General features: G+C 71.5%; 25 protein-coding genes, 1 tRNA gene and 1 pseudogene. 15 read left to right on the top strand and 12 right to left on the bottom strand.

The genetic code is table 11. From position 1 onward, the window contains the following. Positions 1-149 precede the first annotated feature (149 nt). Both GXW71_RS30480 and GXW71_RS30475 read left to right on the top strand, forming a co-directional pair. The gene (locus tag GXW71_RS30480; protein WP_211856636.1) at positions 150-779 is read left to right on the top strand and encodes a GNAT family N-acetyltransferase; all 630 of its coding nucleotides are present in this window, start codon (positions 150-152) and stop codon (positions 777-779) included. 20 nt (positions 780-799) lie between these two features. Continuing rightward, positions 800-882: transfer RNA gene (locus GXW71_RS30475), tRNA-Leu, on the top strand. A gap of 8 nt (positions 883-890) precedes the next feature. On the opposite strand, the gene GXW71_RS30470 is transcribed toward GXW71_RS30475, so the two are convergent. Further along, on the bottom strand, positions 891-1,784 hold the full coding sequence (locus tag GXW71_RS30470) for a LysR substrate-binding domain-containing protein (protein WP_211856634.1): 894 nt from the start codon (positions 1,782-1,784) through the stop codon (positions 891-893). Positions 1,785-1,918: 134 nt separating this feature from the next. On the opposite strand from GXW71_RS30470, the gene GXW71_RS30465 reads away from it, so the two are divergent. Genes GXW71_RS30465 through GXW71_RS30450 form a run of 4 tightly spaced genes read left to right on the top strand, consistent with a single transcriptional unit; the run spans position 1,919 to position 5,058 of the window. Next, positions 1,919-2,905 carry a Bug family tripartite tricarboxylate transporter substrate binding protein gene (locus GXW71_RS30465; protein WP_211856632.1) on the top strand — a complete coding sequence of 329 codons (987 nt, stop codon included), beginning with the start codon at positions 1,919-1,921 and terminating at the stop codon, positions 2,903-2,905. Next, positions 2,905-3,894, top strand: coding sequence for a Bug family tripartite tricarboxylate transporter substrate binding protein (locus GXW71_RS30460; protein ID WP_211856630.1), 990 nt, complete (start codon positions 2,905-2,907; stop codon positions 3,892-3,894). Before GXW71_RS30465 ends, GXW71_RS30460 begins: the two co-directional genes overlap by 1 nt. A gap of 34 nt (positions 3,895-3,928) precedes the next feature. Then, on the top strand, positions 3,929-4,453 hold the full coding sequence (locus tag GXW71_RS30455) for a thiamine pyrophosphate-binding protein (protein WP_211856628.1): 525 nt from the start codon (positions 3,929-3,931) through the stop codon (positions 4,451-4,453). Next, entirely contained in the window at positions 4,450-5,058 is a 609-nt protein-coding gene (locus GXW71_RS30450; RefSeq protein ID WP_211856620.1) for a thiamine pyrophosphate-dependent enzyme, read from the top strand. Before GXW71_RS30455 ends, GXW71_RS30450 begins: the two co-directional genes overlap by 4 nt. A 159-nt stretch (positions 5,059-5,217) precedes the next feature. On the opposite strand, the gene GXW71_RS30445 is transcribed toward GXW71_RS30450, so the two are convergent. The 5 genes from GXW71_RS30445 to GXW71_RS30425 are packed head-to-tail and all read right to left on the bottom strand — an operon-like array spanning position 5,218 to position 9,366. After that, the gene (locus tag GXW71_RS30445; protein ID WP_211856618.1) at positions 5,218-6,123 is read right to left on the bottom strand and encodes an SAM-dependent methyltransferase; all 906 of its coding nucleotides are present in this window, start codon (positions 6,121-6,123) and stop codon (positions 5,218-5,220) included. Next, complete coding sequence (locus tag GXW71_RS30440; protein ID WP_211856616.1) at positions 6,120-6,488, bottom strand: DUF423 domain-containing protein; 369 nt, start codon at positions 6,486-6,488, stop codon at positions 6,120-6,122. The genes GXW71_RS30445 and GXW71_RS30440 overlap by 4 nt, the downstream gene beginning before the upstream one ends. Before the next feature lie 56 nt (positions 6,489-6,544). Beyond that, complete coding sequence (gene nfi, locus GXW71_RS30435; RefSeq protein ID WP_211856614.1) at positions 6,545-7,222, bottom strand: deoxyribonuclease V; 678 nt, start codon at positions 7,220-7,222, stop codon at positions 6,545-6,547. A gap of 30 nt (positions 7,223-7,252) precedes the next feature. Further along, the gene (locus GXW71_RS30430; RefSeq protein WP_211856612.1) at positions 7,253-8,422 is read right to left on the bottom strand and encodes a hypothetical protein; all 1,170 of its coding nucleotides are present in this window, start codon (positions 8,420-8,422) and stop codon (positions 7,253-7,255) included. Continuing rightward, positions 8,422-9,366, bottom strand: a complete 945-nt coding sequence (locus GXW71_RS30425; protein WP_246527037.1) for a metal ABC transporter solute-binding protein, Zn/Mn family — start codon at positions 9,364-9,366, stop codon at positions 8,422-8,424. The genes GXW71_RS30430 and GXW71_RS30425 overlap by 1 nt, the downstream gene beginning before the upstream one ends. Before the next feature lie 122 nt (positions 9,367-9,488). Here GXW71_RS30425 and GXW71_RS30420 point away from each other — a divergent pair, with 122 nt between their 5' ends. Both GXW71_RS30420 and GXW71_RS30415 read left to right on the top strand, forming a co-directional pair. Further along, complete coding sequence (locus GXW71_RS30420; RefSeq protein WP_211856610.1) at positions 9,489-9,737, top strand: type II toxin-antitoxin system CcdA family antitoxin; 249 nt, start codon at positions 9,489-9,491, stop codon at positions 9,735-9,737. Next, on the top strand, positions 9,737-10,063 hold the full coding sequence (locus GXW71_RS30415) for a CcdB family protein (protein ID WP_211856601.1): 327 nt from the start codon (positions 9,737-9,739) through the stop codon (positions 10,061-10,063). The genes GXW71_RS30420 and GXW71_RS30415 overlap by 1 nt, the downstream gene beginning before the upstream one ends. A 118-nt stretch (positions 10,064-10,181) precedes the next feature. Here the strand turns inward: GXW71_RS30415 and GXW71_RS30410 are convergent, their stop codons facing one another. Beyond that, positions 10,182-10,937: a hypothetical protein gene (locus GXW71_RS30410; protein ID WP_211856599.1), complete on the bottom strand. Its 756-nt coding sequence runs from the start codon at positions 10,935-10,937 to the stop codon at positions 10,182-10,184. A 123-nt stretch (positions 10,938-11,060) separates the two neighbouring features. On the opposite strand from GXW71_RS30410, the gene pip reads away from it, so the two are divergent. Beyond that, positions 11,061-12,008 (top strand): prolyl aminopeptidase, encoded by a 948-nt coding sequence (gene pip / locus GXW71_RS30405; RefSeq protein WP_211856597.1) that lies wholly within the window; start codon positions 11,061-11,063, stop codon positions 12,006-12,008. A gap of 227 nt (positions 12,009-12,235) precedes the next feature. On the opposite strand, the gene GXW71_RS30400 is transcribed toward pip, so the two are convergent. The 4 genes from GXW71_RS30400 to GXW71_RS30385 form a co-directional block, all read right to left on the bottom strand. Then, on the bottom strand, positions 12,236-13,210 hold the full coding sequence (locus tag GXW71_RS30400; RefSeq protein WP_211856595.1) for a Bug family tripartite tricarboxylate transporter substrate binding protein: 975 nt from the start codon (positions 13,208-13,210) through the stop codon (positions 12,236-12,238). Beyond that, positions 13,207-14,034, bottom strand: a complete 828-nt coding sequence (locus GXW71_RS30395) for a polysaccharide deacetylase family protein (protein ID WP_211856593.1) — start codon at positions 14,032-14,034, stop codon at positions 13,207-13,209. Before GXW71_RS30395 ends, GXW71_RS30400 begins: the two co-directional genes overlap by 4 nt. 151 nt (positions 14,035-14,185) lie before the next feature. Then, complete coding sequence (locus GXW71_RS30390) at positions 14,186-15,166, bottom strand: hydroxyacid dehydrogenase (protein WP_211856589.1); 981 nt, start codon at positions 15,164-15,166, stop codon at positions 14,186-14,188. A gap of 82 nt (positions 15,167-15,248) precedes the next feature. Continuing rightward, positions 15,249-15,986 carry an IclR family transcriptional regulator gene (locus GXW71_RS30385; protein ID WP_211856587.1) on the bottom strand — a complete coding sequence of 246 codons (738 nt, stop codon included), beginning with the start codon at positions 15,984-15,986 and terminating at the stop codon, positions 15,249-15,251. A gap of 109 nt (positions 15,987-16,095) precedes the next feature. Here GXW71_RS30385 and GXW71_RS30380 point away from each other — a divergent pair, with 109 nt between their 5' ends. Beyond that, a complete protein-coding gene (locus tag GXW71_RS30380; protein ID WP_211856585.1) occupies positions 16,096-16,770 on the top strand; it encodes an RraA family protein in 675 nt (224 codons plus the stop codon). Further along, complete coding sequence (locus GXW71_RS30375; protein WP_211856583.1) at positions 16,770-17,741, top strand: tripartite tricarboxylate transporter substrate binding protein; 972 nt, start codon at positions 16,770-16,772, stop codon at positions 17,739-17,741. The genes GXW71_RS30380 and GXW71_RS30375 overlap by 1 nt, the downstream gene beginning before the upstream one ends. A 216-nt stretch (positions 17,742-17,957) precedes the next feature. Here the strand turns inward: GXW71_RS30375 and GXW71_RS30370 are convergent, their stop codons facing one another. Further along, positions 17,958-18,971, bottom strand: coding sequence for an NAD(P)/FAD-dependent oxidoreductase (locus GXW71_RS30370; protein WP_211856581.1), 1,014 nt, complete (start codon positions 18,969-18,971; stop codon positions 17,958-17,960). A gap of 69 nt (positions 18,972-19,040) precedes the next feature. Here GXW71_RS30370 and tsaE point away from each other — a divergent pair, with 69 nt between their 5' ends. The 4 genes and pseudogenes from tsaE to GXW71_RS30350 all read left to right on the top strand — a co-directional run. Then, positions 19,041-19,487, top strand: a complete 447-nt coding sequence (tsaE, locus tag GXW71_RS30365; RefSeq protein WP_211856579.1) for a tRNA (adenosine(37)-N6)-threonylcarbamoyltransferase complex ATPase subunit type 1 TsaE — start codon at positions 19,041-19,043, stop codon at positions 19,485-19,487. Further along, positions 19,487-20,467 carry an aminoglycoside phosphotransferase family protein gene (locus GXW71_RS30360; RefSeq protein ID WP_211856577.1) on the top strand — a complete coding sequence of 327 codons (981 nt, stop codon included), beginning with the start codon at positions 19,487-19,489 and terminating at the stop codon, positions 20,465-20,467. Before tsaE ends, GXW71_RS30360 begins: the two co-directional genes overlap by 1 nt. Next, a complete protein-coding gene (locus GXW71_RS30355) occupies positions 20,464-21,192 on the top strand; it encodes a nucleotidyltransferase family protein (RefSeq protein WP_211856575.1) in 729 nt (242 codons plus the stop codon). Before GXW71_RS30360 ends, GXW71_RS30355 begins: the two co-directional genes overlap by 4 nt. Positions 21,193-21,201: 9 nt before the next feature. Beyond that, positions 21,202-22,601 (top strand): annotated as a pseudogene (locus GXW71_RS30350) (double-strand break repair protein AddB); the annotation flags it as partial.

The raw sequence follows: 22,601 nt of genomic DNA, 5'->3' as shown, positions 1-22,601 counted from the left end.
ATCAGGAATCGCACCACTCGCGCCATTTTTCAGGCGCCTCCAATTCGGCGGCACAGTAACGAGCTTACCCACCCTTATTTCACGACTCTGTGATCTGGCGGATAGGATTCTTTTGGGGAGAATGATTTCTCCAATTGAACGGCCATCAGGTGAGAGTAAATCTCCAGACCATGGGCGCCGACAGCATGTCCTGCACGATCCTGGACACGGCACGCCTGCGGCTCCGCATGGCGTGCGAGACAGATGCGGCCGGCCTCGCGGCGCTGATGACGCCGGGGATCAGCAGCCGCCTCGCGAGCTGGCCGACGCCGCTTTCGGTCGAGGACGCGCTTCTCCGCATCGCCACGGCGCTCAGGACCGGCAGGGACAATGGCTCGGCGCCGCTGGTGATGGAGTTGCGGTCCAGCGGCGCGCTCTGCGGCTGGACCAGCCTGATGCGCGAGCGCGCGGAGCCCACGACCGGCATCCTCACCTATTGGCTGGGCGAGGCCTATCACGGCCTGGGCCTGATGCGGGAGGCGGCACCGGCGGTCATCGCCCATGGCTTCGCCGCCATGGGCCTGACGCGGATCCGCGCCGCCGTGCAGGCCGACAACCCGGCCTCCATATCCGTCCTGCGCGGCCTCGGCATGGATGCGCTGGGCGCGGGCCGCATCTGGTGCCCGGCGCGGGGCAGCGAGGAAACCTGCCTCTGGTACGAGATGGAGCGCCCGCTGCCGGCGCTGCCCCCGCTGCCGCTCCTGACGCCCCCTGGCGAGACCCTGCGGGATTGGGCATAGACCCGATCCGCGAGCCACGCGCGGGCGTGCCGGAACGGTAGACGGAAGGGTCTTAAAAACCCTCGACCGCAAGGTCATGCGGGTTCGAGTCCCGCCGCCCGCATCCGACGGTTACGGCACCGGGCGCGCGCAATCGAGGAAGGCGCGCGCCAGCGTCGTCGCTTGTTCGCGCGGCATCGCGAGCCAGGTCGCCGTGGTGGCGTCCGGGGTATCGAGCCGGCGCCGCGTCACCGCGCCCACAAGAATCCGCGTCAGCGTGACCGGGACCACCGCGATCCCGATGCCGGCGGCAACCAGGCCCATCAAGGTCGAGTTCTCCCGCGCCTCCTGCGTCACCCGGGGTGTGAAGCCGGCGCGGTTGCACAGCATCGTCATCTGCGCATGCAGCGTCGTGCCGACCGTGCGGGAGAAGCCGATCAGGCTCTCTTCGGCGAGGGCCGCGAGGGGGATGCGCCCGCGCAGCCGCGCCAGGCGGTGATCCTGGCGCATGACGACGACCAGCTCCTCGCGGAACAGCTCCAGTGCCGAGATGTCGGCCGGCAGGCCGTCCGCGCTCGGGGCCCGCAGGAAGCCGGCATCGAGCTGGCGGCGGCGCAGCGCCTCGATCTGCTGCAGCGTCGGCGCTTCCTCGAGCGTCAGGTGCACGGCGGGCAGGCGCTGGCGGAACCCGATGACGGTCTGCTGGAAGATCGGCAGGATCGGCGCCGAAGCGAAGAGGCCGACGCGCAGCTCGCCGATCTCCCCACGCCCGGCACGCCGGGTGACGGTCTCGGCGCGTGCCGCCTGCGCCAGGGTCGCCCGCGCCTCCTCCAGCAACACGCGGCCGGCCTCCGTCAGGGCGACGCGGCGCCGCGTCCGCTCGAAGAGCGGCGTCTCGAACTCCTCCTCCAGGGCCCGGATCTGCTGGCTCAGCGGCGGCTGTGAGATCCCGAGGCGCCGGGCCGCCCGGGTGAAATGCAGCTCCTCGGCCAGGGCCACGAAGTAGCGTAGGTGGCGGAGCTCCATCGGTTATTCCTTCAGCCTCTCAATTGGAAGCCGGACCATATTGGACAGGTCTTCCTGGCCCTGCATACAGTCCCACCCCGTTGCATCCTCGTGGCACCCCGGGGAAGGCGCTCACGGTCTCAGGGAGGTGGATCATGACGCGCTGGACCCGTCGCAGCCTGTTCGCCGGCGGTCTCGCGGCGCTGTCCGCACCGGCCGCGCGGCGCGCCGTGGCGCAGGCGGGCTTCCCCTCGCGGCCCATCACCCTGGTGATCCCCTGGGCGCCGGGCGGCTCGACCGACACGCTGGGGCGGCTGCTCGCGCGGAGCATGGGGGCCGATCTGGGCCAGCCCATCGTGGTCGAGAATCGCGGCGGCGCCTCGGGCACCATCGGCCATGCCTATGTCGCGCGGGCGCAGCCCGATGGCCATACGCTGCTGCTCGGTACCAACAGCACCTACGCCATCGCCCCGCATTTGATCAGCGGCCTGCCCTACGACAACCGGGCCGCCTTCGCCGGCGTCAGCCTGGTGGCGCGCAGCGCGCAGGCGCTCTGCGTGCACCCGTCGGCGCCGCCGGGCAGCGTCGCGGCATTCGTCGATTATGTCCGTGCGCGGCCGGGCGAGGTGACCTTCTCCTCCGCCGGCATCGGGGCGACCAGCCACCTCGCGACCGAGCTGTTCATGGCCAGGACCGGCACGCGGCTGCTGCATGTGCCGTACCGCGGCGGCGGGCCATCGGTGCAGGGACTGCTGGCCGGCGAGGTTGTGACCTCCTTCGTCGATCTGGTGACCGCGCTGCCCTTCCAGCGCAGCGGGCAGCTCAAGCTGCTGGGTGTCAGCACCGCGTCGCGTTCGGCACTGGCGGCGGATGTCCCGGCGATTGCCGAAGCCGGCGTGCCCGGTTTCGAATCCTCGACCGACTGCGCCCTGTTCCTGCCCGCCGGCACGCCGGCACCGGTCCTGGCGCGCATCGCCGCATCGCTCGGCCGGGCCCTGCAGGATCCGACCACCCGCCAGAGGATCGTCGAGATGGGCATCGAGCCGATCGGCGGCAGCGCCGCCGAATTCGCCGGCTATTGGACGCGCGAGACCGAGAAATGGGGCGAGGTCATCCGCACCCAGAACATCACCCTGGATTGATGCCGACCCGCCGCCTGGCCCTTGCCGCCATCGGCATGCTGCCCTTCCGGCAGGCCCGGGCACAGGCGCAGCCCTGGCCGAGCCGGCCCATCGTCTTCACCATCCCCTTCCCGGCCGGCGGCTCCGCCGACCTCCTGGCGCGGCTGCTCGCGGAGCGCATGATGCCGCTGCTGGGTGCCAACGCCCGGATGGTGGTGGAGAACCGGGCCGGGGCGGGCGGCATCATCGGCAGCGAATTCGTGCGCCGGCAGCCGGCGGACGGCTACGCCATCCTGCTCGCCACCCCCTCCACCCATGGCACGGTGCCTGCGCTGCAACCGGAGACCACGCCCTACGACCCGATTGGGGATTTCACCCCGATCGCCATCATGGGCCGGGCGCCGATCGCCCTCGCCGTCCCCGGCAATTCGCCGCACCGCGACCCGCAGGCGCTGCTTGCCGCGCTACGCGCGAGCCCTGGTGCGGCGAGCTGGGGCAGTTCCGGCTCCGGCAGCATCGGTCATCTGGCCGGGGAATGGATGAACCTCCTGGCCGGTGGCCTCCGGTCGGAACACATCCCCTATCGCGGTGGGGCGCCCCTGGTCGAAGCCCTGACCAAGGGCGAGGTGCAGTATGCGTGGGAACCGCTGGGCTCGCTCGCGGCGGCGGCGCGCGACGGCCTCATCCGCTGCATCGGCATGGGCACGACGACGCGGCACCCGCTGTTCCCCGATGTGCCGACCATGCAGGAGGCCGGGCTCGCCGGCTTCGAGGCGACCACCTGGAACGTCATGCTCGGCCCCAAGGGCCTGCCGCCGGCCATCGTGCAGCGGCTCAACGCGGCCGCGAATGCCGGGCTCGCCGTTCCGGAGCTCGGCGAACGCCTGGCCGCCGCCGGAATCGATCCGGTGACCGACAGCACGCCGGAGGCGACCGGCGCCTTCATCGCCGCCGAGCTGGCCCGCTTCCGCGACATCGTCGCCCGCGCGAATTTGCGCCCGCAGCGCTGATGCCTGAGGATCGGCCGGAGGAGAAGGAACGCCCATGACAAGCGACACCGAGCCACTCACCTGGCACGCGATCGTGCGCCAAGCCCTGAAGGACAATGACGTCCGCCTGGTGACCTATGTGCCGGACAATGTGCTGCGGCCGCTGATCGACGGCCTGCATGCCGACCCCTTCTTCACCTGCTTCCCGACGGCGCGGGAAGAAGAGGCCGTGGGCATTGTCTCCGGCGCCGCAATGGCGGGGATGCGCGGCATCGTGCTGATGCAGACCTCGGGCTTCGCGACCTTGCCGAACGCGCTCGCCTCACTCGCCGTCGCCTTCCAGATCCCGGTGCTGCTGATGGTCTCGGAGCGCGGCACGCTCGGCGAGTTCAACCCCGGCCAGGCCATCGTCTGCCGCACCATGCGCCCGATCCTCGACAGCATGGGGATCGAGCATCACACGATGAGCCGGCTGGATGAGGCCGCCTTCATCGCCGACCGCACCATGCGCCAGGCCTTCGCCACGCGCTGGCCGGCCTGCCTGATCCTCTCGCCGCTGCTGACGGGGAAGCGCTCATGACCGAGAGCCGCGACAACCTGCATGTCATGAACCGCGCGGCGCTGACCAAGCGCCTGGCGGACAGGCTCACGCAGCGCGAGGCCGTGATCGGCGGCATCGGCAATTCCAACTGGGATCTCTGGGGCGCGGGGCAGCGGCCGGAGAATTTCTACATGCTGGGCAGCATGGGCCTCGCCGCGCCGATCGCGCTCGGCGTCGCGATCGCCCAGCCGACGCGGCGCGTCTTCGCGCTGGAAGGCGACGGCTCCCTGTTGATGCAGCTCGGCTGCCTCTCGACCATCGCGGCGCAGGCGCCGAAGAACCTGGTGCTGGTGATCTGGGACAACGGCATCTACCAGATCACCGGCGGCCAGGGCACACCGGCGGCCGCGGCCCGCACGGATTTCGTTGCCATCGCCCGCGCCTCCGGCATCGCCAGCAGCCAATGGGCGGCGGATGAGGCGGAGTTCGATGCGCTGGTGCAGCGCGCGCTCACCACCGACGGGCCGCATGTGATCGGCGTGCGCACGGATCAGGAGCCGGGGCGCAACCAGACCGACCGCGACCCGATCCGCTTCCGCGAAAGCTTCATGCGGGCGATGGCGGACAAGGTCGGGACCGGCTGATACCAACGGACCGGTCGCTTGATCGGTCCGAGGCCGCGAATGCGGCCCGCCGGTAGTCCGGCGAAGCCAAGCAAACCGGAGGTTTGCGCCCGGCGTTTGAGGGGCCTCAATCGTGTCAACGATTGAGGCCGCTGTTATGAGCCGGGCATCGCCGCGCGCTCAGAGAATCGCGCAGGTCAGCTCGTGCTTGTTGTGGGCGGAGTGGAAGACCTGCGCGCCGGGCAGTGCCGCGAACGCCGCGGCGACCTCGTGATCGGTCGTTCCCTGGAACTTGATCGAGCAGAAGACCCGTAACGCCCGCCCGGCCTCCCGCCAGCGGCTGATCAGGCCGAGCAGGCGTTCCGGGTAGCAGATCACGTCGCTGAACAGCCAATCGACCGGCGGCTCCTGCCGGGGGTCGAGGCCGAAGGCGCTCTCCTGCCGGTGCGCCACGCCGGGCATGGCCGCGACCTTCGGGTCGAGCGGCGCCTTGTCCACCGCCGTCACCCGCGCCCCGAGCTTCGCCAGCGCCCAGGTCCAGCCGCCCGGCGCGGCGCCCAGATCGAGGCAGGTCTCACCCGGTCCGGGATGGGCGCCGATCCGCGTCAGCCCTTCCCAGAGCTTGAGATAGGCGCGCGAGGGCGGTCCTTCCCGGTCTTCCACGAAGACCGGCACGCCGCCGACGAAAGGGCTGGTCTTGGTGGGGGAGGCGAGCATCCGGTCCGGCGCCAGCAAGGTCCAGGCGCCGAGATGCGCGGTCGGCGCCGGCTCCGGGAAAGCCAGCGGCCGCGCCTTCACCGGCGGCAGCCGCTCCGCGATCAGCGCGGCGCGGCGGTGGTGCAGGACGGACAGCAGGCTCCAGTTGCGCTGGATCGCGCGCAACGCATCCGATGCCGCCTTCACCGAAGCCACCTCGACCACGTCAGGCGCGGTCCAGATGTCGAGCGCCCAGGCCGCCGGCGCCGGCGGATCGGGCGACAGCGCGAGCGGCCCGTGCCAAGCCTCGATCCGGCGGCCACTCCGCGCCAGCTCCTCCGCCAGCGCCGAGCCGAAGCCCTCGGCCGCGAGATAGGCGCTGGCGATCACGCGCGCTTCAATGCGGCAAGGAAGAGCAGCGCCCAGCCCGCCATCAGCATGGTGCCGCCGATCGGCGCGATCCCGCCCAGATGCGGGCCGCCGAGCGCGCCGGCATAGACGGCGCCGCAGAACAGGATCAGCCCGATGGCGAAGACGCCCCCCGCCAGATGCGGCAGCAGCCCGCCGCGCCGCTCCGCGAAGAGGCCGGTCGCGAGCAGCGCCAGCGCGTGCCAGCCCTGCATGGTGATGGCGCTACGTAGTGACTCCAAAGCGCCCGGCGCCAGCACGGCCGGCGCGCCATGCGCAGCCCAGGCCGAAAGCCCGACAGCCCCAAGCCCGGCGAGTGCGCCGAATGCGATCCAGAGACGATGCATGGCGGGGTGGTAGTGCGGAACAGGGGAGGTTGACCAGGGGGCAGCGCCTCCCCGGTCTACCCTTCCCCGCGCCGCAACCGCCCCGCCGCTGCATGCGCTGCCCGGGTGGGCGCCGGCAGGCGGTGGCCGGTGGCAGTGCGCTTCACCCAGGCGAGGGCGGTCGCCAGGCTGATACGGTGGCCGGTCGAGACATAGACCGGGTTGGCGCGAGGGCGCAGGCGCAGCGCCACGCCGATGACGGCGCCGCGCCAGAGGATGGGCGCCTCGGCGCCGGCGATATCGGGCAGGTCCGGGACCTCGCCCACCAGCAGCGACTTGGCGACGCCGATGGTGGGCAGGTCGAGCACCAGGCCGAGATGGGTCGCGACGCCGAGGCGGCGGGGATGCGCGATGCCGTGGCCGTCGACCATCACGAGGTCGGGCTTCTCCGGCAGGCGCGACCAGGCGGCGACCAGGGCCGGCACCTCACGGAAGCCAAGGAAGCCCGGGACATAGGGGAAGCGGGCGATGCCCGCCTCACCCGCTTCGGCGAGGGGCAGCAGGGTGGCGGCGTCGAGGGTCGCGATCGCTGCCCAGACGCGCCGTTCCGGATCGAAGCGGGTGGTGCTGACATCGGCGCCGCCGAGGCGGCGGACGGGGCCGAGGCGGTCTTCCGTCTCGACGCTCGCCGCCATCGCCTCTTGGGCGCGGCGGGCGGCGGCGAGGTTGTCGGGCTGCAGCCAGTCGGGGTCCATGCCGCGCAGGTTTGCACGGCATGGCGCGGATCAGAATTCCGTCCGGTAGCGCAGCACGGCGACGGGGCCATTGGCATCGCCGGCCGAGCCGTCATCCCGGGCGTAGCGGACGAATTGCCAGCCGGCATCGACGCTGAAGCCCCAACCCAGGTCGCGTCCGACGGAGATCTCCGTGTAGCGCTCGGTCGGCACGGTGTTGGCGCTGCGCTTCCGCTGATCCTGCTGCCAGGCGATCGTCGCGCGCCAGGGGCCGTAGCTGGTGCGAGCGCCAAGGGTGGTGAAGCGGCGGCGTTCGGAGACACCGGTATCGGCGGTGTTGCCGTCGGAATCCACGACCTCCTCCAGCGGGCGGCCGCCGGCGGAGCGGAAGACGACATGCTCGGCGAAGAACAGGGTGCGCAGCGTCTCGGTCCAGCGCGCCTCGTAGCGGAGTGCGGCGGCATAGCCCCATTCGCGCGCGGTGCCGTCGCTGCCCTGGCCGCGGGTGATCGCCGAGAGGTGGTAGGAAAGGCCCGGCGCCCAGGAGAAATTGTCGCCGTCGAGTGCGACCGCGAAGTTGTTCAGCCGCCCGGTATTGCCCGGGCCGCCCTGCGCCGCGGTGTTGCGCGAATAGCGCTCATAGCCTTCCGCGCAGCAGCGGCGGCGGGTGATCAGCGTCTCCGACAGGAAGGTGCGATCGAGGGTGAAGGTGGCCGCGGTGAGGTCGTGCTCGCCGAAGGTCGGATCGGACAGGAAGGTCCAGCGGGCGCCGAAGCCCAGCGCCTCCGTCACCAGATAGGCCTCATGCGCGCGGATCATCGGGAAAATGCCGGGGAAGTCGTGATGGCCGCGGCCGAAGGGCGCGCTGAACTTGCCGGCAAAGAGCGAGACGCTCTGCACCGGGCGCCAGTCGAGCACCAGATTCTCCAGCGAGGCGCCCTGGCGGCGGAAGGCGATCCAGCCGTCATTCGGCTCCTGCTCGCCGACCGGCTCGATGTGCAGGATCCCCTGGATCGAGAGGTTGGGCGAGAGATGCAGGCCGGCCGCGATCTCGCCGAAGAGGAAGCTGGCGGCGCCCTGACGGCGCTGGTCGGGCATGCGGGTCAGGGCATTGGTGTAGAGGCCGAGATTCACCTCGCCCGCGATCTGGGGGTAGAGCCCCTCCTGCGCCGCGGCGGGTGTCGCGAGCAGGGCGGCGAGCAGCAGCAGGGCGCGGCGCATCAGGCGGCCCCCCGCATGGCCGGTACCAGCAGCCCGAGGTTGTGGCGGAACATCGCCTCATAGGAGGGCGCGGGACCCCCCTCGGCGGAGAGCGCATCGGCGTAGAGGCGGCCCTGCACCCGGACGCCAGCCTCCTGCGCCAGGCGCTCGAGGATCGCGGGGTTGGTGGCGTTTTCCAGGAAGACGGCGGTGATGCCTTCGGCGCGGACCTGGCGGATCAGCCCGCCGAGATCGCCGGCCGAAGGCTCGCCATGGGTGGACAGGCCCTGTGGCGCCAGGAAGGTGACGCCATAGGCGGCACCGAAATAGCCGAAGGCGTCGTGGTTGGTGATCACCTTGCGCCGGGCCTCCGGCACCGTCGCGATCTGCGCCCGTACCCAGGTGTCGAGTGCCGCGAGGCGGGCACCATAGGCGGCGGCGCGGCTGCGGTATTCGGCGGCCCCGGCCGGGTCGGCGGCGGTGAGCGCGGCTTCGATATTGCGCAGATAGGTCGCGGCGAGGCGGAGATCCTGCCAGGCGTGCGGGTCCGGCACCCGGCGCGGCGCCACGAAATGCTGCTGGCGGCGGCCTGGGCCGCCATGGCTGTGGTTGTGGCCGCCTTCCAGCACGCGGGGCGTGATGCCCTCGGTGACGGTGACGACGCGGCCGCGCGGGCCGGCGGCGCCGAGCAGCCGGTCCAGCCAGGGCTCGAAGCCGATGTCGTTGCGGAGCACGAGGCCGGCATTGCGCAGCGCCTCGGCATGGGAAGGTCGTGCCTGGAAGACGTGGCTGTCCACATCCGGGCCGACGATGGCGGTCACCGCGACGCGGGGGCCGCCGATCTGCCGCGCCATGTCGGCAAGGATGGTGAAGGAGGCGACCACGGCGAGCGGCGCGGTCTGAGCGCGTGCGAGGGCCGGCGCGGCGAGGAGCGGCAAAGCGAGCAGAGCGCGACGGCGCATCATCCCAATGATCCCGGCAAGAACGTTATACTATAACATTTCTTGTTTGCCGCGGTTTGGCAAGAGGCCTTGGTCCTTGTGCGGCGCCATTGTCATGCGCATGCTTATGCGCAGGAGGCGCACCGATGACGCATTTCGACAGCAGGGCGTTGAAGCGCCCGGTGAATCTGAGCCTCAACAGCGATCTCGTCCGGCGGGCCAAGGACCTGACATCCAACCTGTCGGACACCGTCGAAACCCTGCTGGCCGAATTCGTCGACGCCGAAACTACCCGGCGCGCGGAAACACAGCGGCAGATCGATGCGCTGGTCGAAGCGTCCAACGGCTTCATCGCGCGGCATGGTGCCTTCGGGGACGAGTTCTCCACCCTCTGATGGCGCAGTTCGACGTCCACCGGAATCCCGGCCGCAACCGGGTCGCCATCCCTTTCGTCGTCATCGTGCAGTCGCGGCGCTTCGATGCCCATGCGCGGCGCCTGGTCGCCCCCTTGCTGGCGGCAGCCATGCCGGAGGCATCGCACTATCCGGAACTGGCGCCGCGTTTCCGGATCGAAGGGCAGGAGGTCGTCCTCGATCCTCTGCAACTGCAGACGGTCCCCCGCGAGGTGCTGGGCCCCGTGGTCGCCTCCCTGGCGGATGATGCGGTGAGCGGCCGCATCATCGCCGCCATCGACATCGTCCTGTCGACCAGCGCCGGCTGATCGAGGACGGATCGCCTAGAGCGTGATGACTTGAGGCGGAATCGCCGAAGAGTCTGAATCACGCGATCAAACAAAGGGCTGGAGCATGATGCGCGAGCGCTTGCGAGCGCATCATGTTCTAGCCGCGGCGGAACAGCCGCTTCAGCTTCGCGAAGAACCCCTCGCCTACCGGCGAACGCGGGCCGCGCATGGTCGCGTGCGGGCGCCGGGACGGGGGCGGCAGGGCGGAGGCGACGCTGTGCCGCCCGGCATCGCCGGCCGCGATCAGCCGGCGTTCCAGCGCGATGACCTGCGCCACCGCCTCCGGCGGGCTTGATCGGGCGAGGTCCTCGGCCGTGGCGCCGGCATCGGGGAAGGCCTCGGCGCGGCGCAGCGCATCGATGACCCTGACCGTCTGCTCATGATCGAGCGGCGGTCCGCCGCGCCAGAGCGCCACCGCATCCAGCCGCCAGTCGCACGCCAGCTCCGTCTGGCCGAGATCGTCGGCGACCCAGGCGGCATGCAGGGTGGCCTCGGCCGCGGCGTGCAGCGCGCCGGTCTCTTCCAGCACATGCGCCCAGGCGAGGAAGCGGCGGGCGAGCGGGGGATGGCCACCCTCCGCGATCAGGGCGCGGAAGGGCGCGGCGCCGACCGCGGCGGCGGCGGCCGGATGGGCCCGGGCGATGTCCGGTGCGGCATAGCCGCAATGCGGGCATTGCTGCAGCCAGCGCGCCATGGTGCCGCGCACCGGCTCCCCGGGGCGCAGGTCGAGATCCGGCGCCTGCTCGGGCGGGCCGGGCCGGAACAGGAACTGCCGGCTCTCCTGCCCGCAGACGCCGCAGCGTCGGGCAGTGGCGTCGGCAGCGCGGGAACCCGCGGAGGGCTTCAAGGCCATGATGATGGAAACCTAGTCACGCAACGGGGCGAGGCGAAGGGGCTTGCACGGCCCATGGCCAGAAAAATGCCGCCCCTTGCCGAAGTGTTGCACCGAAAGGCGCCGCAAAGCACAGTGCGCCGCATGCCCCGCGGCGACCTTTTCCCCGATATCGCACCCTTCGAGACCGGCCTGCTGCCGCTCTCCTCCGGCCACGTCATGTACTGGGAACAGGTCGGCAACCCGCGCGGGCAGCCGGCACTGTTCCTGCACGGCGGCCCGGGCGCCGGGGCGGGTGCGGTGCATCGGCGCTTCTTCGATCCGCATCACTGGCGGATCATCATCTTCGACCAGCGCGGCGCCGGGCGCTCCCGCCCGCTGGGTGAGCTGCGCGACAACACCACCCCCGACCTCGTCTCCGACATCGAGGTGCTGCGCCGCTTCCTCGGCATCGAGACCTGGCTGCTGTTCGGCGGCTCCTGGGGGTCGACGCTGGCGCTGGCCTATGCCCAGGCCCATCCCGAGCGGGTGCAGGGCTGCGTGCTGCGCGGCGTCTTCCTGGGCCGCGAGGCGGAGGTGGACTGGTTCCTGTACGGGCTGCGCCGGGTCTTCCCCGATGCCTGGGCCGCCTTCGCCGAACATTTGCCGCCGGAGGAGCGGGACGATCTGCTCGGCGGCTACCTGAAACGGCTCTGCGATCCCGACCCGACGGTGCACCAGCCGGCGGCGCGCGCCTGGAGCCAGTATGAGGGATCCTGCTCCACCCTGATGCCCTCGCCGGAGACGGTGGCGAGCTTCGCCCAGGACCGCACCGCCCTCGGCCTCGCGCGGATCGAGGCGCATTACTTCGCGCACAAGCTGTTCCTGCCCGAAGGCGGGCTGCTGGGCGGGATGCACCGCGTCGCGCATATCCAGGCCGAGATCGTGCAGGGCCGCTACGACATGGTCTGCCCGCCGCAGACCGCCTTCGAACTGGCCGAGGCCTGGCCGCGCGCGCGGCTGACCATCATCCCGGATGCCGGGCATTCAGCGCTGGAGCCGGGCGTGCGGACGGCGCTGGTCGGCGCGGTGGAGCGGTTCCGGCGGCGGTAGCGCTGTCCTCAGGGAGGGCGCTGCCCTCCCCGAACCCCACCCGGCAGGAGCCTAGGGCCCCTGCACCCCGATTACTTTGACGCCCTGATTGCGAAGAGGTCACCGGCGCAGCAGCGCCGGTGACCTCTTCGCAATCAGGGCACCAAGTGAAGCAGGTCCAGGAGGCTCCAGCCTCCTGGTGGGGTAGGGCCGGGAGGGGCGAAGCCCCTTCTCGGATGCACCCACCGTCAGTCCGGGCGCACGCCGGTGATGCGGATCACCTCGGCGTATTTCGCGATCTCCGCGCGGACGAAGGCGCCGAACTCCTCGGGCGAGAGGGCGCGCACCTCGGCGCCTTCCTGCACCAAGCGGTCGCGGATGGCGGCATCCTCGAGCAGCCTGTTCACTTCCGCGTTCAGGCGCCGCACCACGCCGGCGGGCGTTCCCGAAGGGGCGAAGAAGCCGCCCCAGAGGCTGAGGTCGAAATCGGCGATGCCGCCTTCCTGCACGGTCGGGATCTCCGGTGCCCCGGGGATCCGGCGCGCGGTGGAGACGGCGACGATGCGGAGCTTGCCCTCGCGCGCATGCGGCACCGCGCCGGGCATGCCCGAGAAGAAGAAGTCGATATGGCCGCCGAGCAGGTCGATCAGTGCCGGGCCGCCGCCGCGATAGGGCACATGCACCATGCCGCCGCCGGCGCGGAGCGACAGCACCTCCGCCGCGAAATGCCCGGGCGTGCCGCCGCCCGAGCTCGCGAAGGTGACCGAGCCGCGCCGCGCCCGCGCCGCCGCGACGATGTCGCCGACGCTGCGATAGGGCGATGCGGCGTTGACGCAGAGCGCCAGCGCCGCGTTGCCGACCAGCGCCACTGGCAGCAGGTCGCGTTCCGCGTCATAGCCGGTGTTGGGCAGGAAGCTCTTCGCGATCGCGATCTCCGGCGCCTGGCCAAACAGCAGCGTGTGCCCGTCCGGCTGCGCGCGCACCACCGACTGGGTGCCGATAGTGCCGGAGGCGCCGGAGCGGTTCTCGATCACCACCGCCTGGCCGAGTGCGGCGCGCAGCCGCTCCGACAGCAGCCGGGCGAAGACATCGCCGGTGCCGCCTGGCGCATAGGGGACGATCACCTGGATGCTGCGCGACGGCCAGGCAGGCTGCGCGCGCGCCGGGGCGGTGGCGAGCAGCGCGGCCGCGCCGAGTGCGGCGCGGCGGGTGACAACGCTCATGGTGTCGCGCCCTGGTCCAGCACCCAGCGCGCCAGCTCGTCATGGCGCGCGAACCAGGCACCGCCGCTGGCCTGGATATGCCGCAGGATCTGGCTGAAGGCCGCGGCCATCGGCGGGCGGCCGCCGAAATGCGCGTGCAGGGTCAGGTTCAGGATCTCCGGCCGCCCGGTTCCGCGCAGGTAGTCATAGGTGTCGCGATAGACGTCGAGGAAGTCGCGCGGGCTGCCGCGCATCACCCGGTTGTCGGTGAAGTCGCTGTGCATCAGCGCGACGACCCGGCCGGCGCCGGTCTCGACCACATAGGGCAGGTCGGTGTCGTTGTAGTCGCCATGCCAGAGGTAGCCATCCTCGGCGAGGAAGCGCGCCGTGTGTTCCGTCGGCGTCATGCGCGGGCTCGCCCAGCCGACCGGCTTGGTGCCGGCGACATCGGTCAGGATCGCCGTGCAGCGGCGGATCAGCGCCTGCTCCTCGGGGGGTTCGAGATAGGGCAGGAACATGTTTTGGGTATAGGAATGGCCGGCGATCTCATGCCCGCCCCCGACCAGCGCACGGACCGAGTCCGGATAGCGTTCGGCGGCGCGGGCATTGGCGCAGACCGTCGCCTTGATATCGAAATCGCGCAGGATGCGCGCCAGCGTCCAGATGCCGGTGCGGCCGCCATACTCCGCCCAGGAGATGCCCTGGCGATCGACGACGCCTTCGCGCAGCGCGCTCGCCATCGGGGAATAGGGCGGCGCCTTCCCCTCCGGCCAGGTCTCATACATCACGGTGACCATGACGGCGACATGGGCGCCGCCCGGCCAGGCGGAGATCGATGGAGGCATGGACGCTTTCTCTCCTTTTGCGTCCAGCCTAGAGCAGTTCCCGTTCGGGCGTACACGCCTGAACGGGTGAAGAGATTCGCGGGGGCCTCGAGCAGATCGTCGAAGGGCGGAATGCCCGGAGGCGTGAATCTGCTCGTCAAACCAAAATGCGCTAGCGGGCGGCCAGCACGTCCCGGTTCACGATGGCCCGCGCATCCGGCGCCCGGCCTTCGATCACGTCGCAGATATGGCGCAGCGCCAGCACACCCGATCGATCCTTCGCCGCCTGGGTGCTGGCGCCGGCATGCGGCGTCGCGACCAGGTTCGGCAAGGCGAAGATCGGATGCGTGAAGACCGGCGGCTCCGGCTCGAAGACATCGAGTGCGGCGCCGGCGATCGGCCCATCCTGCAGCGCGACCGCGAGCGCATCGGCATCCGCCAGCCCGCCGCGCGCGGTGTTGATCAGGAAGGAACCCCGGCGCATCGCGGCGAGCTGCGGCGCGCCGATCATGTGATGCGTCGCCGGACTCAGCGGGCAGTGCAGGCTGAGGATGTCGCTCACTGCGAGCAGCGCATCGAGGCTTTGCACTTGCTCCGCACCCTCAGGCAGCGCCGCGCCCTCCGGCAGGAAGGGATCGAAAATGCGGACCGGCATGCGCAGCGGCGCGACGAGGCCGGCCAGGATGCCGCCGATATCGCCGAGGCCGACGATGCCGAGGGTGCGGCCGAACAGCTCCGTTCCCGTATGCGTGGCCTTGTCCCACTGACCCGCGCGCATGCGCGCAGTCAGATGCGCGGTCTGGCGCGCCACGGTGAACATCAGGCCGAAGGCGAGCTCGGCCACCGACTGGCTGTTGGCGCCGCGAGCCAGCATCACCGGGATGCCGCGCGCCGTGGCCGCCGCGACCTCGATATTGTCGTAGCCGACCCCGTGCTTGACGATCACGCGGAGCGTCGGCGCCGCATCCATCACCTCGGCCGTGACCGCGCCCTGGCGCACGATGATCGCGTCCGGCCGCAACTCCGCCGCGATGGCGGCGGTCTCGGCCGGCGGCAGGTAGGGCTTCGACGTCACCAAGGTCAGGCCAAGCCGCGCCGCCTCCGCGGTGCCCTCGGCGCTGAGCGCCGGGCCGGTGATCAGGATCTTGGTCATGCGTCTGGCTTTCCTGGACGGGGACGGGGCCTGATGCGCCATGGACGCGCTTCGGCCAGGTGGGAAGAGCTGCTCGGCCGCGTCACGCCGCGGCGTCGCTGAGCGCTGCCGGCGCCTCGCCGCCGAGTGCCCGGGTCAGGCCAGCGGCCGCCTCCCGCAGCAATGGCTTGGCGGCTTCCGCGCGTCGCGCATCCATCCGGCTGATCGGGCCCGAGAGCATCAGCGCCCCCGCCAGATCCGGGCCGGGGCCGAAGACCGGCATCGCCAGTGACGCCGTGTCGGGATCGGTCGCACCCGAGGTCCAGGCCGGCAGCGCCATCGCCCGCGCCTTGGCCGGAAGCGGCCGCCGCCCGAAGGCGCGCAACACCTGCGCGGTTGCGCTGTCATCCATCGGCAGTGTCTCGCCCGGGCGCACATGCATGCGCAGCAGATGCGGGCTGTCCACCCGGAACAGGCAGAGCCGGCGTTCGCCATGGCGGACGTAGAAGCCCGCCGTCTCCCCGGTGCGGGCGACCAGCGCTTCCAGCACCGGCAGCACATGCGCCTCCAGCCCGAAGGCGTCCCGGTAGATGGAGCCGAGCCGCAGCAGCTCCGCATCCAGGCGGTATGCGCCCTCCGGCGTGCGCGCCAGGAAACCCTGCGCCTCCAGCGAGATGGCGAGGCGCATGATCGTGCTCTTCACCAGCCCCGTGCGGTCCGACAGGACAGCCAGCGACAGATGCCGGTCCCCCTTGCGGAAGGCCGACAGGATGGCAAGCGCCCGGCCGGCGGCGGCGACGCCATCGAGCGCGGGCTTCGGGCGGGGCGTCCTCGTGGTCATCGCGCACTCCGACGGCAGGGCTTGCACCCTTCTGGGGGATGGAAGTAAATCGCAACGCCATTTCATTTCAAGGGGTGCCTCAGCGCGCCCGGCCTCGGAGGAAAGTCGCATGCCCACCGGTTTCCGGATCCTGAAGCGCGAGCGCGCCATCTCGCCCGAGCTGGTGGCCGCCTTCGCGGCGCTGCCGGTCGCGAACATCAGCGACTGCATGAGCCGCATGACGGCCGGCGGCCCGCGGCTGCGCCCGATGCACAAGGGCGGCGTCATGGCGGGCCCGGCCTTCACCGTGAAGTCCCGGCCCGGCGACAACCTGATGGTGCACAAGGCGATCGATCTCGCTGCCGCCGGCGACGTCATCGTCGTCGATGCCGGCGGCGACCTGACGAATGCCATCATCGGCGAGCTGATGCTGGCGCAGATGGTGAAGAAGCGGCTCGGCGGCATCGTCATCAACGGCGCGATCCGCGACAGCGCGGCGATCGCCGGGCAGCCCTTCCCGGTCTATGCGGCCGGCATCACCCATCGCGGCCCCTACAAGGACGGCCCCGGTGAGATCAACGTGCCGGTCGCCTTCGACGGCATGATCGTCGCACCTGGCGACCTGATCATCGGCGACGAGGACGGGCTGCTCGCGGTCGCGATCGACGAGGCCGAGGCGATCCTCGCCGCGACCCGCGCCAAGCATGCGGCCGAAGAGAAGCAGATGGCGGCGATCGAGGCCGGCACCTCCGACCGGTCCTGGGTCGATGCCTCCCTGAAGCGCCTGGGCTGCGAGGGCCTGTGATGCCCGCCATCACCCGCCGCGCCCTGCTCGGTGCCAGTGCCGCGACGGCGCTGGCCCGCCCCGCCCTCGCGCAGGCCGCCTGGCCCGCCGCCCGCCCGATCGAGGTCATCGTCGGCTTCGCCCCCGGCGGCGGTACCGACGTGATGGCCCGCGCCATCGCGCCCTTCCTGGAAGCCGAGCTGCCCGGCGCCCGCTTCGTCGTGCTGAACCGCGCCGGCGCCGGCGGCGAGACCGCCTATACCGCGCTGCAAACCGCGCGGCCGGACGGCTACACCTTCGGCTACATCAACACGCCCGGCTACATCTCCGTCGGCATCGAGCGCCGCGTCCGCTACGACCGCGCCCGCATCCGCCCGGTGGCCCGCGTGGTCGATGACCCCACCGCCTTCGTGGTCCGCGACGACAGCCCCTTCCGCACCATCAACGACCTGGTCGAAGCCGCGCGCCGCACGCCGGAGACCATCGCCGTCGGCTCCTCCGGCGTCGGCACCGACGACCATCTCGGCCTGACCCTGCTCGAGGCGGCGAGCGGCACCAAGTTCATCCACGCGCCCTATGCCGGCGCCGGCCAGGTGAAGACCGCACTCATCGCCGGCCACATCCAGGTCGCCGGCATCAACCTCGGCGAGATGGGCATCCTCGGCCAGGACCGCGCCCTGGTCCGCCCCCTCGCCGCCATGTCCGCCGAACGCTGGAGCGAGATGGCCAGCGTGCCCACCTTCCGCGAACAGGGCTTCGACGTGGTCATGAGCAGCGAACGCGGCCTCGCCGCGCCGCGCGACGTGCCGGACGAGATCGCCCACCGCGTCGACCAGGCCGTCGCCAAGGTCCTCACCCTGCCAGGCTGGCAGGAACAGGCGAAGCGCCTGGAACTGCCGATCGCCTACCTCTCCGGGCCGGAATGGGAACGCCAGATGCCCGCCCAGGAAGCCCGCTACCGCCGCATCTGGGAAGCCACGCCCTGGCGGTGAGGATGCGCCGCCCTGGGGAGGGCTTTGCCCTCCCCAGACCCCACCCACCAGGAGGATAGATCCTCCTGGACCTGCTTCACTTGGTGCCCTGATTGCCAAGGCTTCGCGGCGGCCCCCTTGGCAATCAGGGCGCTAAAATGATCGGGGTGCAGGGGCCCTAGGCTCCTGCCGGGTGAGGTCCGGAGAGGGCAGAGCCCTCTCCGGGACAGCGCCACCTCACCCAGGCACGCCCTTGGTGGTCGAGTATTCGAAGTGCAGGGCTTCGCCGGGGAAGACGCGGGGGTGGATGGCGTGGGCGGCCATGGCGGCTTCGGAGAAGCCTTGCAGGATGAGTTTCAGCTTGCCCGGGTAGGTCGCGATGTCGCCGATCGCGTGGATGCCGGGGATGTTGGTTTCGCAGGTCGCCGGTGTGACGGCGATGTGGCTGCGTTCCAGGCCGAGGCCCCAGTCGGCGATGGAGCCGAGTTCCATGGAAAGGCCGAAGAAGGCGAGCAGGTGGTCGGCGGGGACCAGCTTCTCCTCGCCTTTCAGGGTCGCCAGGCGGACGCCGGTCAGGGTGGTGCCGTCGCCGTCCAGGCCGTGGAGCTGGTAGGGGATCGCCATCTCGATCTCGCCGCGCTCGGCGGCCGCCTGCATCTGCGCGACGGTTTCGGGGGCGGCGCGGAATTTGTCGCGGCGGTGGACGACGACGACCTTGGCGGCGATGTCCTTGAGGCTCAGCGCCCAGTCGACGGCGCTGTCGCCGCCGCCGGCGATGACCACGCGCTTGCCACGGAAGGCCTCGCGCTTGGCGACCAGGTAGCGGACGCCGCCGCCGGCCTCATAGCCCGGCAGGCCCTCGAGCGGCGGCCGGTTGGGGCCGAAGGCGCCGGCGCCGGCCGCGATCACCACCGCCTTGGCGCGCAGCGTGTCGCCGGCCGAGGTAATGAGGGTGAAGCCCCCCTCCTCCTGGCGCAGCGCTTCCACCCGGCGGCCGAGCAGGTAGATGGGGTCGAAGGGGGCAGCTTGGTGCTCGAGCTGAAGCACGAGGTCAGAGGCCGCGATCTGCGGATGCGCGGGGATGTCGAAGATCGGCTTCTCGGGGTAGAGCGCGCTGCACTGGCCGCCGATGGCGTCGAGCGCGTCGACCACGATGCATTTCATGCGCAGCATGCCGCATTCGAACACCGCGAAAAGGCCGACCGGCCCCGCGCCGATGATCACGACATCCGTCTCGAGCGTCTCGGGCATGCGGCTCCCCTTGCCTGGGGCGGGGGTGATAGACGACATGGGCCCTCGGATCAAAGCCGGACCCTTTGCGTGATCGAACGGACCCTGCCGAACCTGGCCGCCACGGAGGCGCTGGCGGCCCGCCTGGCCGCATTGCTGGCGCCGGGCGACGCCGTGCTGCTGGAAGGCCCGCTGGGGGCTGGAAAGAGCGCCTTCGCCCGGGCCCTGCTGCGGGCGGCGGCCGGGGCGCCGGCGCTGGAGGTGCCGAGCCCGACCTTCACCCTGGTGCAGGGTTATGAGCTGCCGCGCGGCATCGCGCATCATTTTGACCTCTACCGACTCGGCCGCGCCGAGGAAGTATTGGAGCTGGGCTGGGATGAAGCGCGGGAGGGCATCGTGATCGTGGAATGGCCGGACCGCCTGGGCGCGCTGCGACCGCGCGATGCGCTGACCGTGGCGCTGGCGCCGGGGGATGACGACGATGCGCGGGTTGCGCGGCTGTCCGGCTGGCCCCCGGCGCGGCTGCAGGGACTGTAATGAGCGACGATTTTCTTGCCACCCACGGCTTCGGCGCCGCGCAGCGCGTCCCGCTGCCCGGCGATGCCGGGTTCCGGCGTTACACGCGGCTGACCGGCGGTCCGCGCCCGGCGCTGCTGGTCGAGGACCCGGAGCATCTCGACGCCTTTCTCCGCATCGCCGGGCACATCGCCGCGATCGGGCTTTCGGCGCCGGAGGTGCTGGCCGAGGACCGGGCGCGCAACCTGCTGCTGATCGAGGATCTCGGCGAGGCGACGCATGCCATGCTGCTCGATGCCGGCGCCGATCCCGCGCCGCTCTATGCCGAGGCGGTCGAGGCCCTGGCGGGCTTGCACGCGGAGCCGCCGCCCGCGGGGCTGCCGCGCTGGGACGGCGCCGCGATGGCCCGCACCGCGGCCGCGACCTTCCTCGACTGGTGGTGGCCGGCGGCCTTCGGCGCCATGCCCGATGCGGCGCAGCGTGCCGCCTTGGATACTGCAATCCGCGCCATGATGGCGCCTTTCGAGAATGCCGGCGCCTTCGTCCATCGCGACTTCTTCCCGGCGAACCTGATCCGCATCCCCACGCGTGACGGCGCGCGGCGCACCGGCATCCTCGACTTCCAGGACGCGGCGCTCGGTCATCCCGCCTATGACCTGGTCTCGTTGATCGAGGATGCGCGGCGTGATGTGGCGCCTGCGATCCGGAGCGCGAGCATTGCACGCTACCTGGCGCTGCGCCCGACGCTGGACGCAACGGAATTCCACGCCGCGATGGCGGCCTGCGCGGCGCAGCGGCACCTGCGCGTCGCGGCACTCTGGGTGCGGCTGGAACGGCGCGACGGCAAGCCGCACTACCTGCCGCACGGGCCGCGCTGCTGGGCGCTGCTCGAGGCCGCGCTGGCGCATGACACGACCGCGCCGCTCCGCAACTTTCTCGATACCCATGTGCCGCGCGCGCTCCGCGGCAATCCCCCCGCCCTCCGGATCGATGCCGCATGACGCCACTCTCCCACGCCATGGTTCTCGCCGCCGGCCTCGGCACCCGCATGCGGCCACTGACTGATGATCGACCAAAGCCGCTGCTGCCGCTGGCCGGGCGCACGCTGCTGGAGCACGCGCTCGATCGGCTCGATGATGCCGGGGTTGCGGAGACGGTGGTGAACGCGCATTGGCATGCGGCGCAGATCGAGGCGCTGCTGGCCGACCGCACCGCGCCGCGCATTGCAATCCAGCACGAGCGGACGCTGCTGGAGACCGGCGGTGGCGTGAAGCGCGCGCTGCCGCTGCTGGGCGACGCGCCCTTCGCAGTGGTGAATGGCGACGCCTATTGGCTGAACGGCCCGACACCGGCGCTGGAGCGGCTCGCCGCCGCCTTCGACGCGGCTGACATGGACGGGCTGCTGCTGCTGGTGCGCACCGCGCAGGTGGATGGCGAGGTCGGGCTCGGCGACTTCATGCTGGATCCGCTCGGGCGGCTGCGCCGGCCGAAGGAGCGGGAGATGTCGCCCTATCTCTTTGGCGGCGTGCAGATCCTGCATCCGCGCCTGTTCGACGGCGCGACCGAGGGCGCCTTCAGCCTCAATCGCCTCTATGACCGCGCCATCGAAGCGGAGCGGCTGTTCGGCCTGGTGCATGACGGGGTGTGGTTCCATCTCTCGACGCCGCGCGATCTGGAGCGGGCCGAGCTCGCGCTGCGCAGCGGCCTGACGCGCGCCTTGTTCTGAGCGGAGCGCATGCGCCTCTTCGACATCCCCGCGCATCGGCCCTTCCTCGACACGCTGGCTGCCGGCGTGTTGCAGCGGGCGGCGGGGGATGGGCCGGAGGCACTGGCGAAGACCACCATCCTGCTGCCGACGCGGCGCTCCGCGCGGGCACTGCGCGAGGCCTTCCTGCGCGCCGCCGGCGGCCGCGCCCTGTTGCTGCCGCGCATGCCCGCGCTGGCCGGGCTGTCCACGGAAGACGCCGATGAGTTGGCGCTGCCCTCCCTGCTCGAGATCCCGCCCGCCGTCGATGCGCTGCGCCGCCAGGCGGTGCTGACCGCCCTCGTGCAGCGCCGGCCACCACGCTACGGCGGCCCGGCGACGCCGGAGCAGGCCTGGGTGCTGGCCGGCGAACTCGCGCGGCTCTTCGACGAGATCGCGCTGGAGGAACGCGACGCCGCGCTGCTCGCGCGCCCGCCGGAGGACTTCGCCGAGACCTGGCTGACGCGCCTGAAGGCGCTGGTTCCGGAGGCGCACGCGCGCCACTGGGAGATCACGCTGATCTTCCTGCGCGGGATCGTCGAGGAATGGAACGCCTGGCTGCGGGAGACCGAGCTGCTCGATATCGGCGTGCGGCGCGTGAAGGCGCTGGAGGCGCAGGCCGAGGCCTGGCGTGCCGCGCCGCCCGCGGACCCCGTGATCGCCGCTGGCATCGGCATCGGCGGCACCGTACCCGCCGCCGCCAGGCTGCTGTCGGTGATCGCGCGGCTGCCGCAGGGTGCGGTGGTGCTGCACGGCGTCGACCAGGCAAGCCGCGAGACGCTGTGGGACGCGATCGCGGAGGCGCCGACGCATCCCTTCTCCAGCCAGGCGCGGCTGCTGGATACGATCGATGCGGCGCGCGACGATGTCGCGCCCTGGCTGGATGACCCTGTTCCCGTGGTGCCGGAGCGCCGCGCCGAGCTGATCGGCATGGCGTTGCGCCCGCCCCGGGGCCTCACGGATTGGACGCGGCGCGCGGCACCGCATTGGCAGGAGGGGCTGACCGGGCTGTCGCTGCTGACGGCGCCGGATGCCAGCGTCGAGGCCGCCGCCGTCGCGCTGCTGCTGCGCGAGACGCTGGAGACGCCGGGGGCCCGTGCCGCGCTGGTGACGCCGGACCGGGAGCTGGCGCGCCGTGTCTCGGCGGAGCTCGCACGCCACGGCGTCACCGCCGATGACAGCGCCGGCGAGCCGCTGGGCGAAACACCGGCCGGCGCCTTCCTGCGCCTGCTCGCGCGCTGCGTCGCCGAGGATTTCGCGCCGGTGCCGCTGCTGGCCCTGGTGAAGCATCCGCTGGCGGCAGCGGGGATGGAACGCTCGGCCTGGCTCGCCGCCTGGCGCCGTCTGGAACGCCGCGCGCTGCGCGGCCCGCGCCCAGCGCCGGGGCTGGG

The sequence above is a fragment of the Plastoroseomonas hellenica genome, from assembly GCF_018129085.1.
GTDB lineage: Bacteria > Pseudomonadota > Alphaproteobacteria > Acetobacterales > Acetobacteraceae > Plastoroseomonas > Plastoroseomonas hellenica.
This window is presented reverse-complemented; position numbering and strand designations above follow the sequence as displayed.

Excerpts from the sequence above, each read along its gene's own strand:
- GXW71_RS30470 (WP_211856634.1), bottom strand. The coding sequence starts at position 1,784 with ATGGAGCTCCGCCACCTACGCTACTTCGTGGCCCTGGCCGAGGAGCTG.
- GXW71_RS30465 (WP_211856632.1), top strand. The coding sequence starts at position 1,919 with ATGACGCGCTGGACCCGTCGCAGCCTGTTCGCCGGCGGTCTCGCGGCG.
- GXW71_RS30460 (WP_211856630.1), top strand. The coding sequence starts at position 2,905 with ATGCCGACCCGCCGCCTGGCCCTTGCCGCCATCGGCATGCTGCCCTTC.
- GXW71_RS30455 (WP_211856628.1), top strand. The coding sequence starts at position 3,929 with ATGACAAGCGACACCGAGCCACTCACCTGGCACGCGATCGTGCGCCAA.
- GXW71_RS30450 (WP_211856620.1), top strand. The coding sequence starts at position 4,450 with ATGACCGAGAGCCGCGACAACCTGCATGTCATGAACCGCGCGGCGCTG.
- GXW71_RS30440 (WP_211856616.1), bottom strand. The coding sequence starts at position 6,488 with ATGCATCGTCTCTGGATCGCATTCGGCGCACTCGCCGGGCTTGGGGCT.
- nfi (WP_211856614.1), bottom strand. The coding sequence starts at position 7,222 with ATGGACCCCGACTGGCTGCAGCCCGACAACCTCGCCGCCGCCCGCCGC.
- GXW71_RS30430 (WP_211856612.1), bottom strand. The coding sequence starts at position 8,422 with ATGCGCCGCGCCCTGCTGCTGCTCGCCGCCCTGCTCGCGACACCCGCC.
- GXW71_RS30425 (WP_246527037.1), bottom strand. The coding sequence starts at position 9,366 with ATGATGCGCCGTCGCGCTCTGCTCGCTTTGCCGCTCCTCGCCGCGCCG.
- GXW71_RS30420 (WP_211856610.1), top strand. The coding sequence starts at position 9,489 with ATGACGCATTTCGACAGCAGGGCGTTGAAGCGCCCGGTGAATCTGAGC.
- GXW71_RS30415 (WP_211856601.1), top strand. The coding sequence starts at position 9,737 with ATGGCGCAGTTCGACGTCCACCGGAATCCCGGCCGCAACCGGGTCGCC.
- GXW71_RS30410 (WP_211856599.1), bottom strand. The coding sequence starts at position 10,937 with ATGGCCTTGAAGCCCTCCGCGGGTTCCCGCGCTGCCGACGCCACTGCC.
- pip (WP_211856597.1), top strand. The coding sequence starts at position 11,061 with ATGCCCCGCGGCGACCTTTTCCCCGATATCGCACCCTTCGAGACCGGC.
- GXW71_RS30400 (WP_211856595.1), bottom strand. The coding sequence starts at position 13,210 with ATGAGCGTTGTCACCCGCCGCGCCGCACTCGGCGCGGCCGCGCTGCTC.
- GXW71_RS30395 (WP_211856593.1), bottom strand. The coding sequence starts at position 14,034 with ATGCCTCCATCGATCTCCGCCTGGCCGGGCGGCGCCCATGTCGCCGTC.
- GXW71_RS30390 (WP_211856589.1), bottom strand. The coding sequence starts at position 15,166 with ATGACCAAGATCCTGATCACCGGCCCGGCGCTCAGCGCCGAGGGCACC.
- GXW71_RS30385 (WP_211856587.1), bottom strand. The coding sequence starts at position 15,986 with ATGACCACGAGGACGCCCCGCCCGAAGCCCGCGCTCGATGGCGTCGCC.
- GXW71_RS30380 (WP_211856585.1), top strand. The coding sequence starts at position 16,096 with ATGCCCACCGGTTTCCGGATCCTGAAGCGCGAGCGCGCCATCTCGCCC.
- GXW71_RS30375 (WP_211856583.1), top strand. The coding sequence starts at position 16,770 with ATGCCCGCCATCACCCGCCGCGCCCTGCTCGGTGCCAGTGCCGCGACG.
- GXW71_RS30370 (WP_211856581.1), bottom strand. The coding sequence starts at position 18,971 with ATGCCCGAGACGCTCGAGACGGATGTCGTGATCATCGGCGCGGGGCCG.
- GXW71_RS30360 (WP_211856577.1), top strand. The coding sequence starts at position 19,487 with ATGAGCGACGATTTTCTTGCCACCCACGGCTTCGGCGCCGCGCAGCGC.
- GXW71_RS30355 (WP_211856575.1), top strand. The coding sequence starts at position 20,464 with ATGACGCCACTCTCCCACGCCATGGTTCTCGCCGCCGGCCTCGGCACC.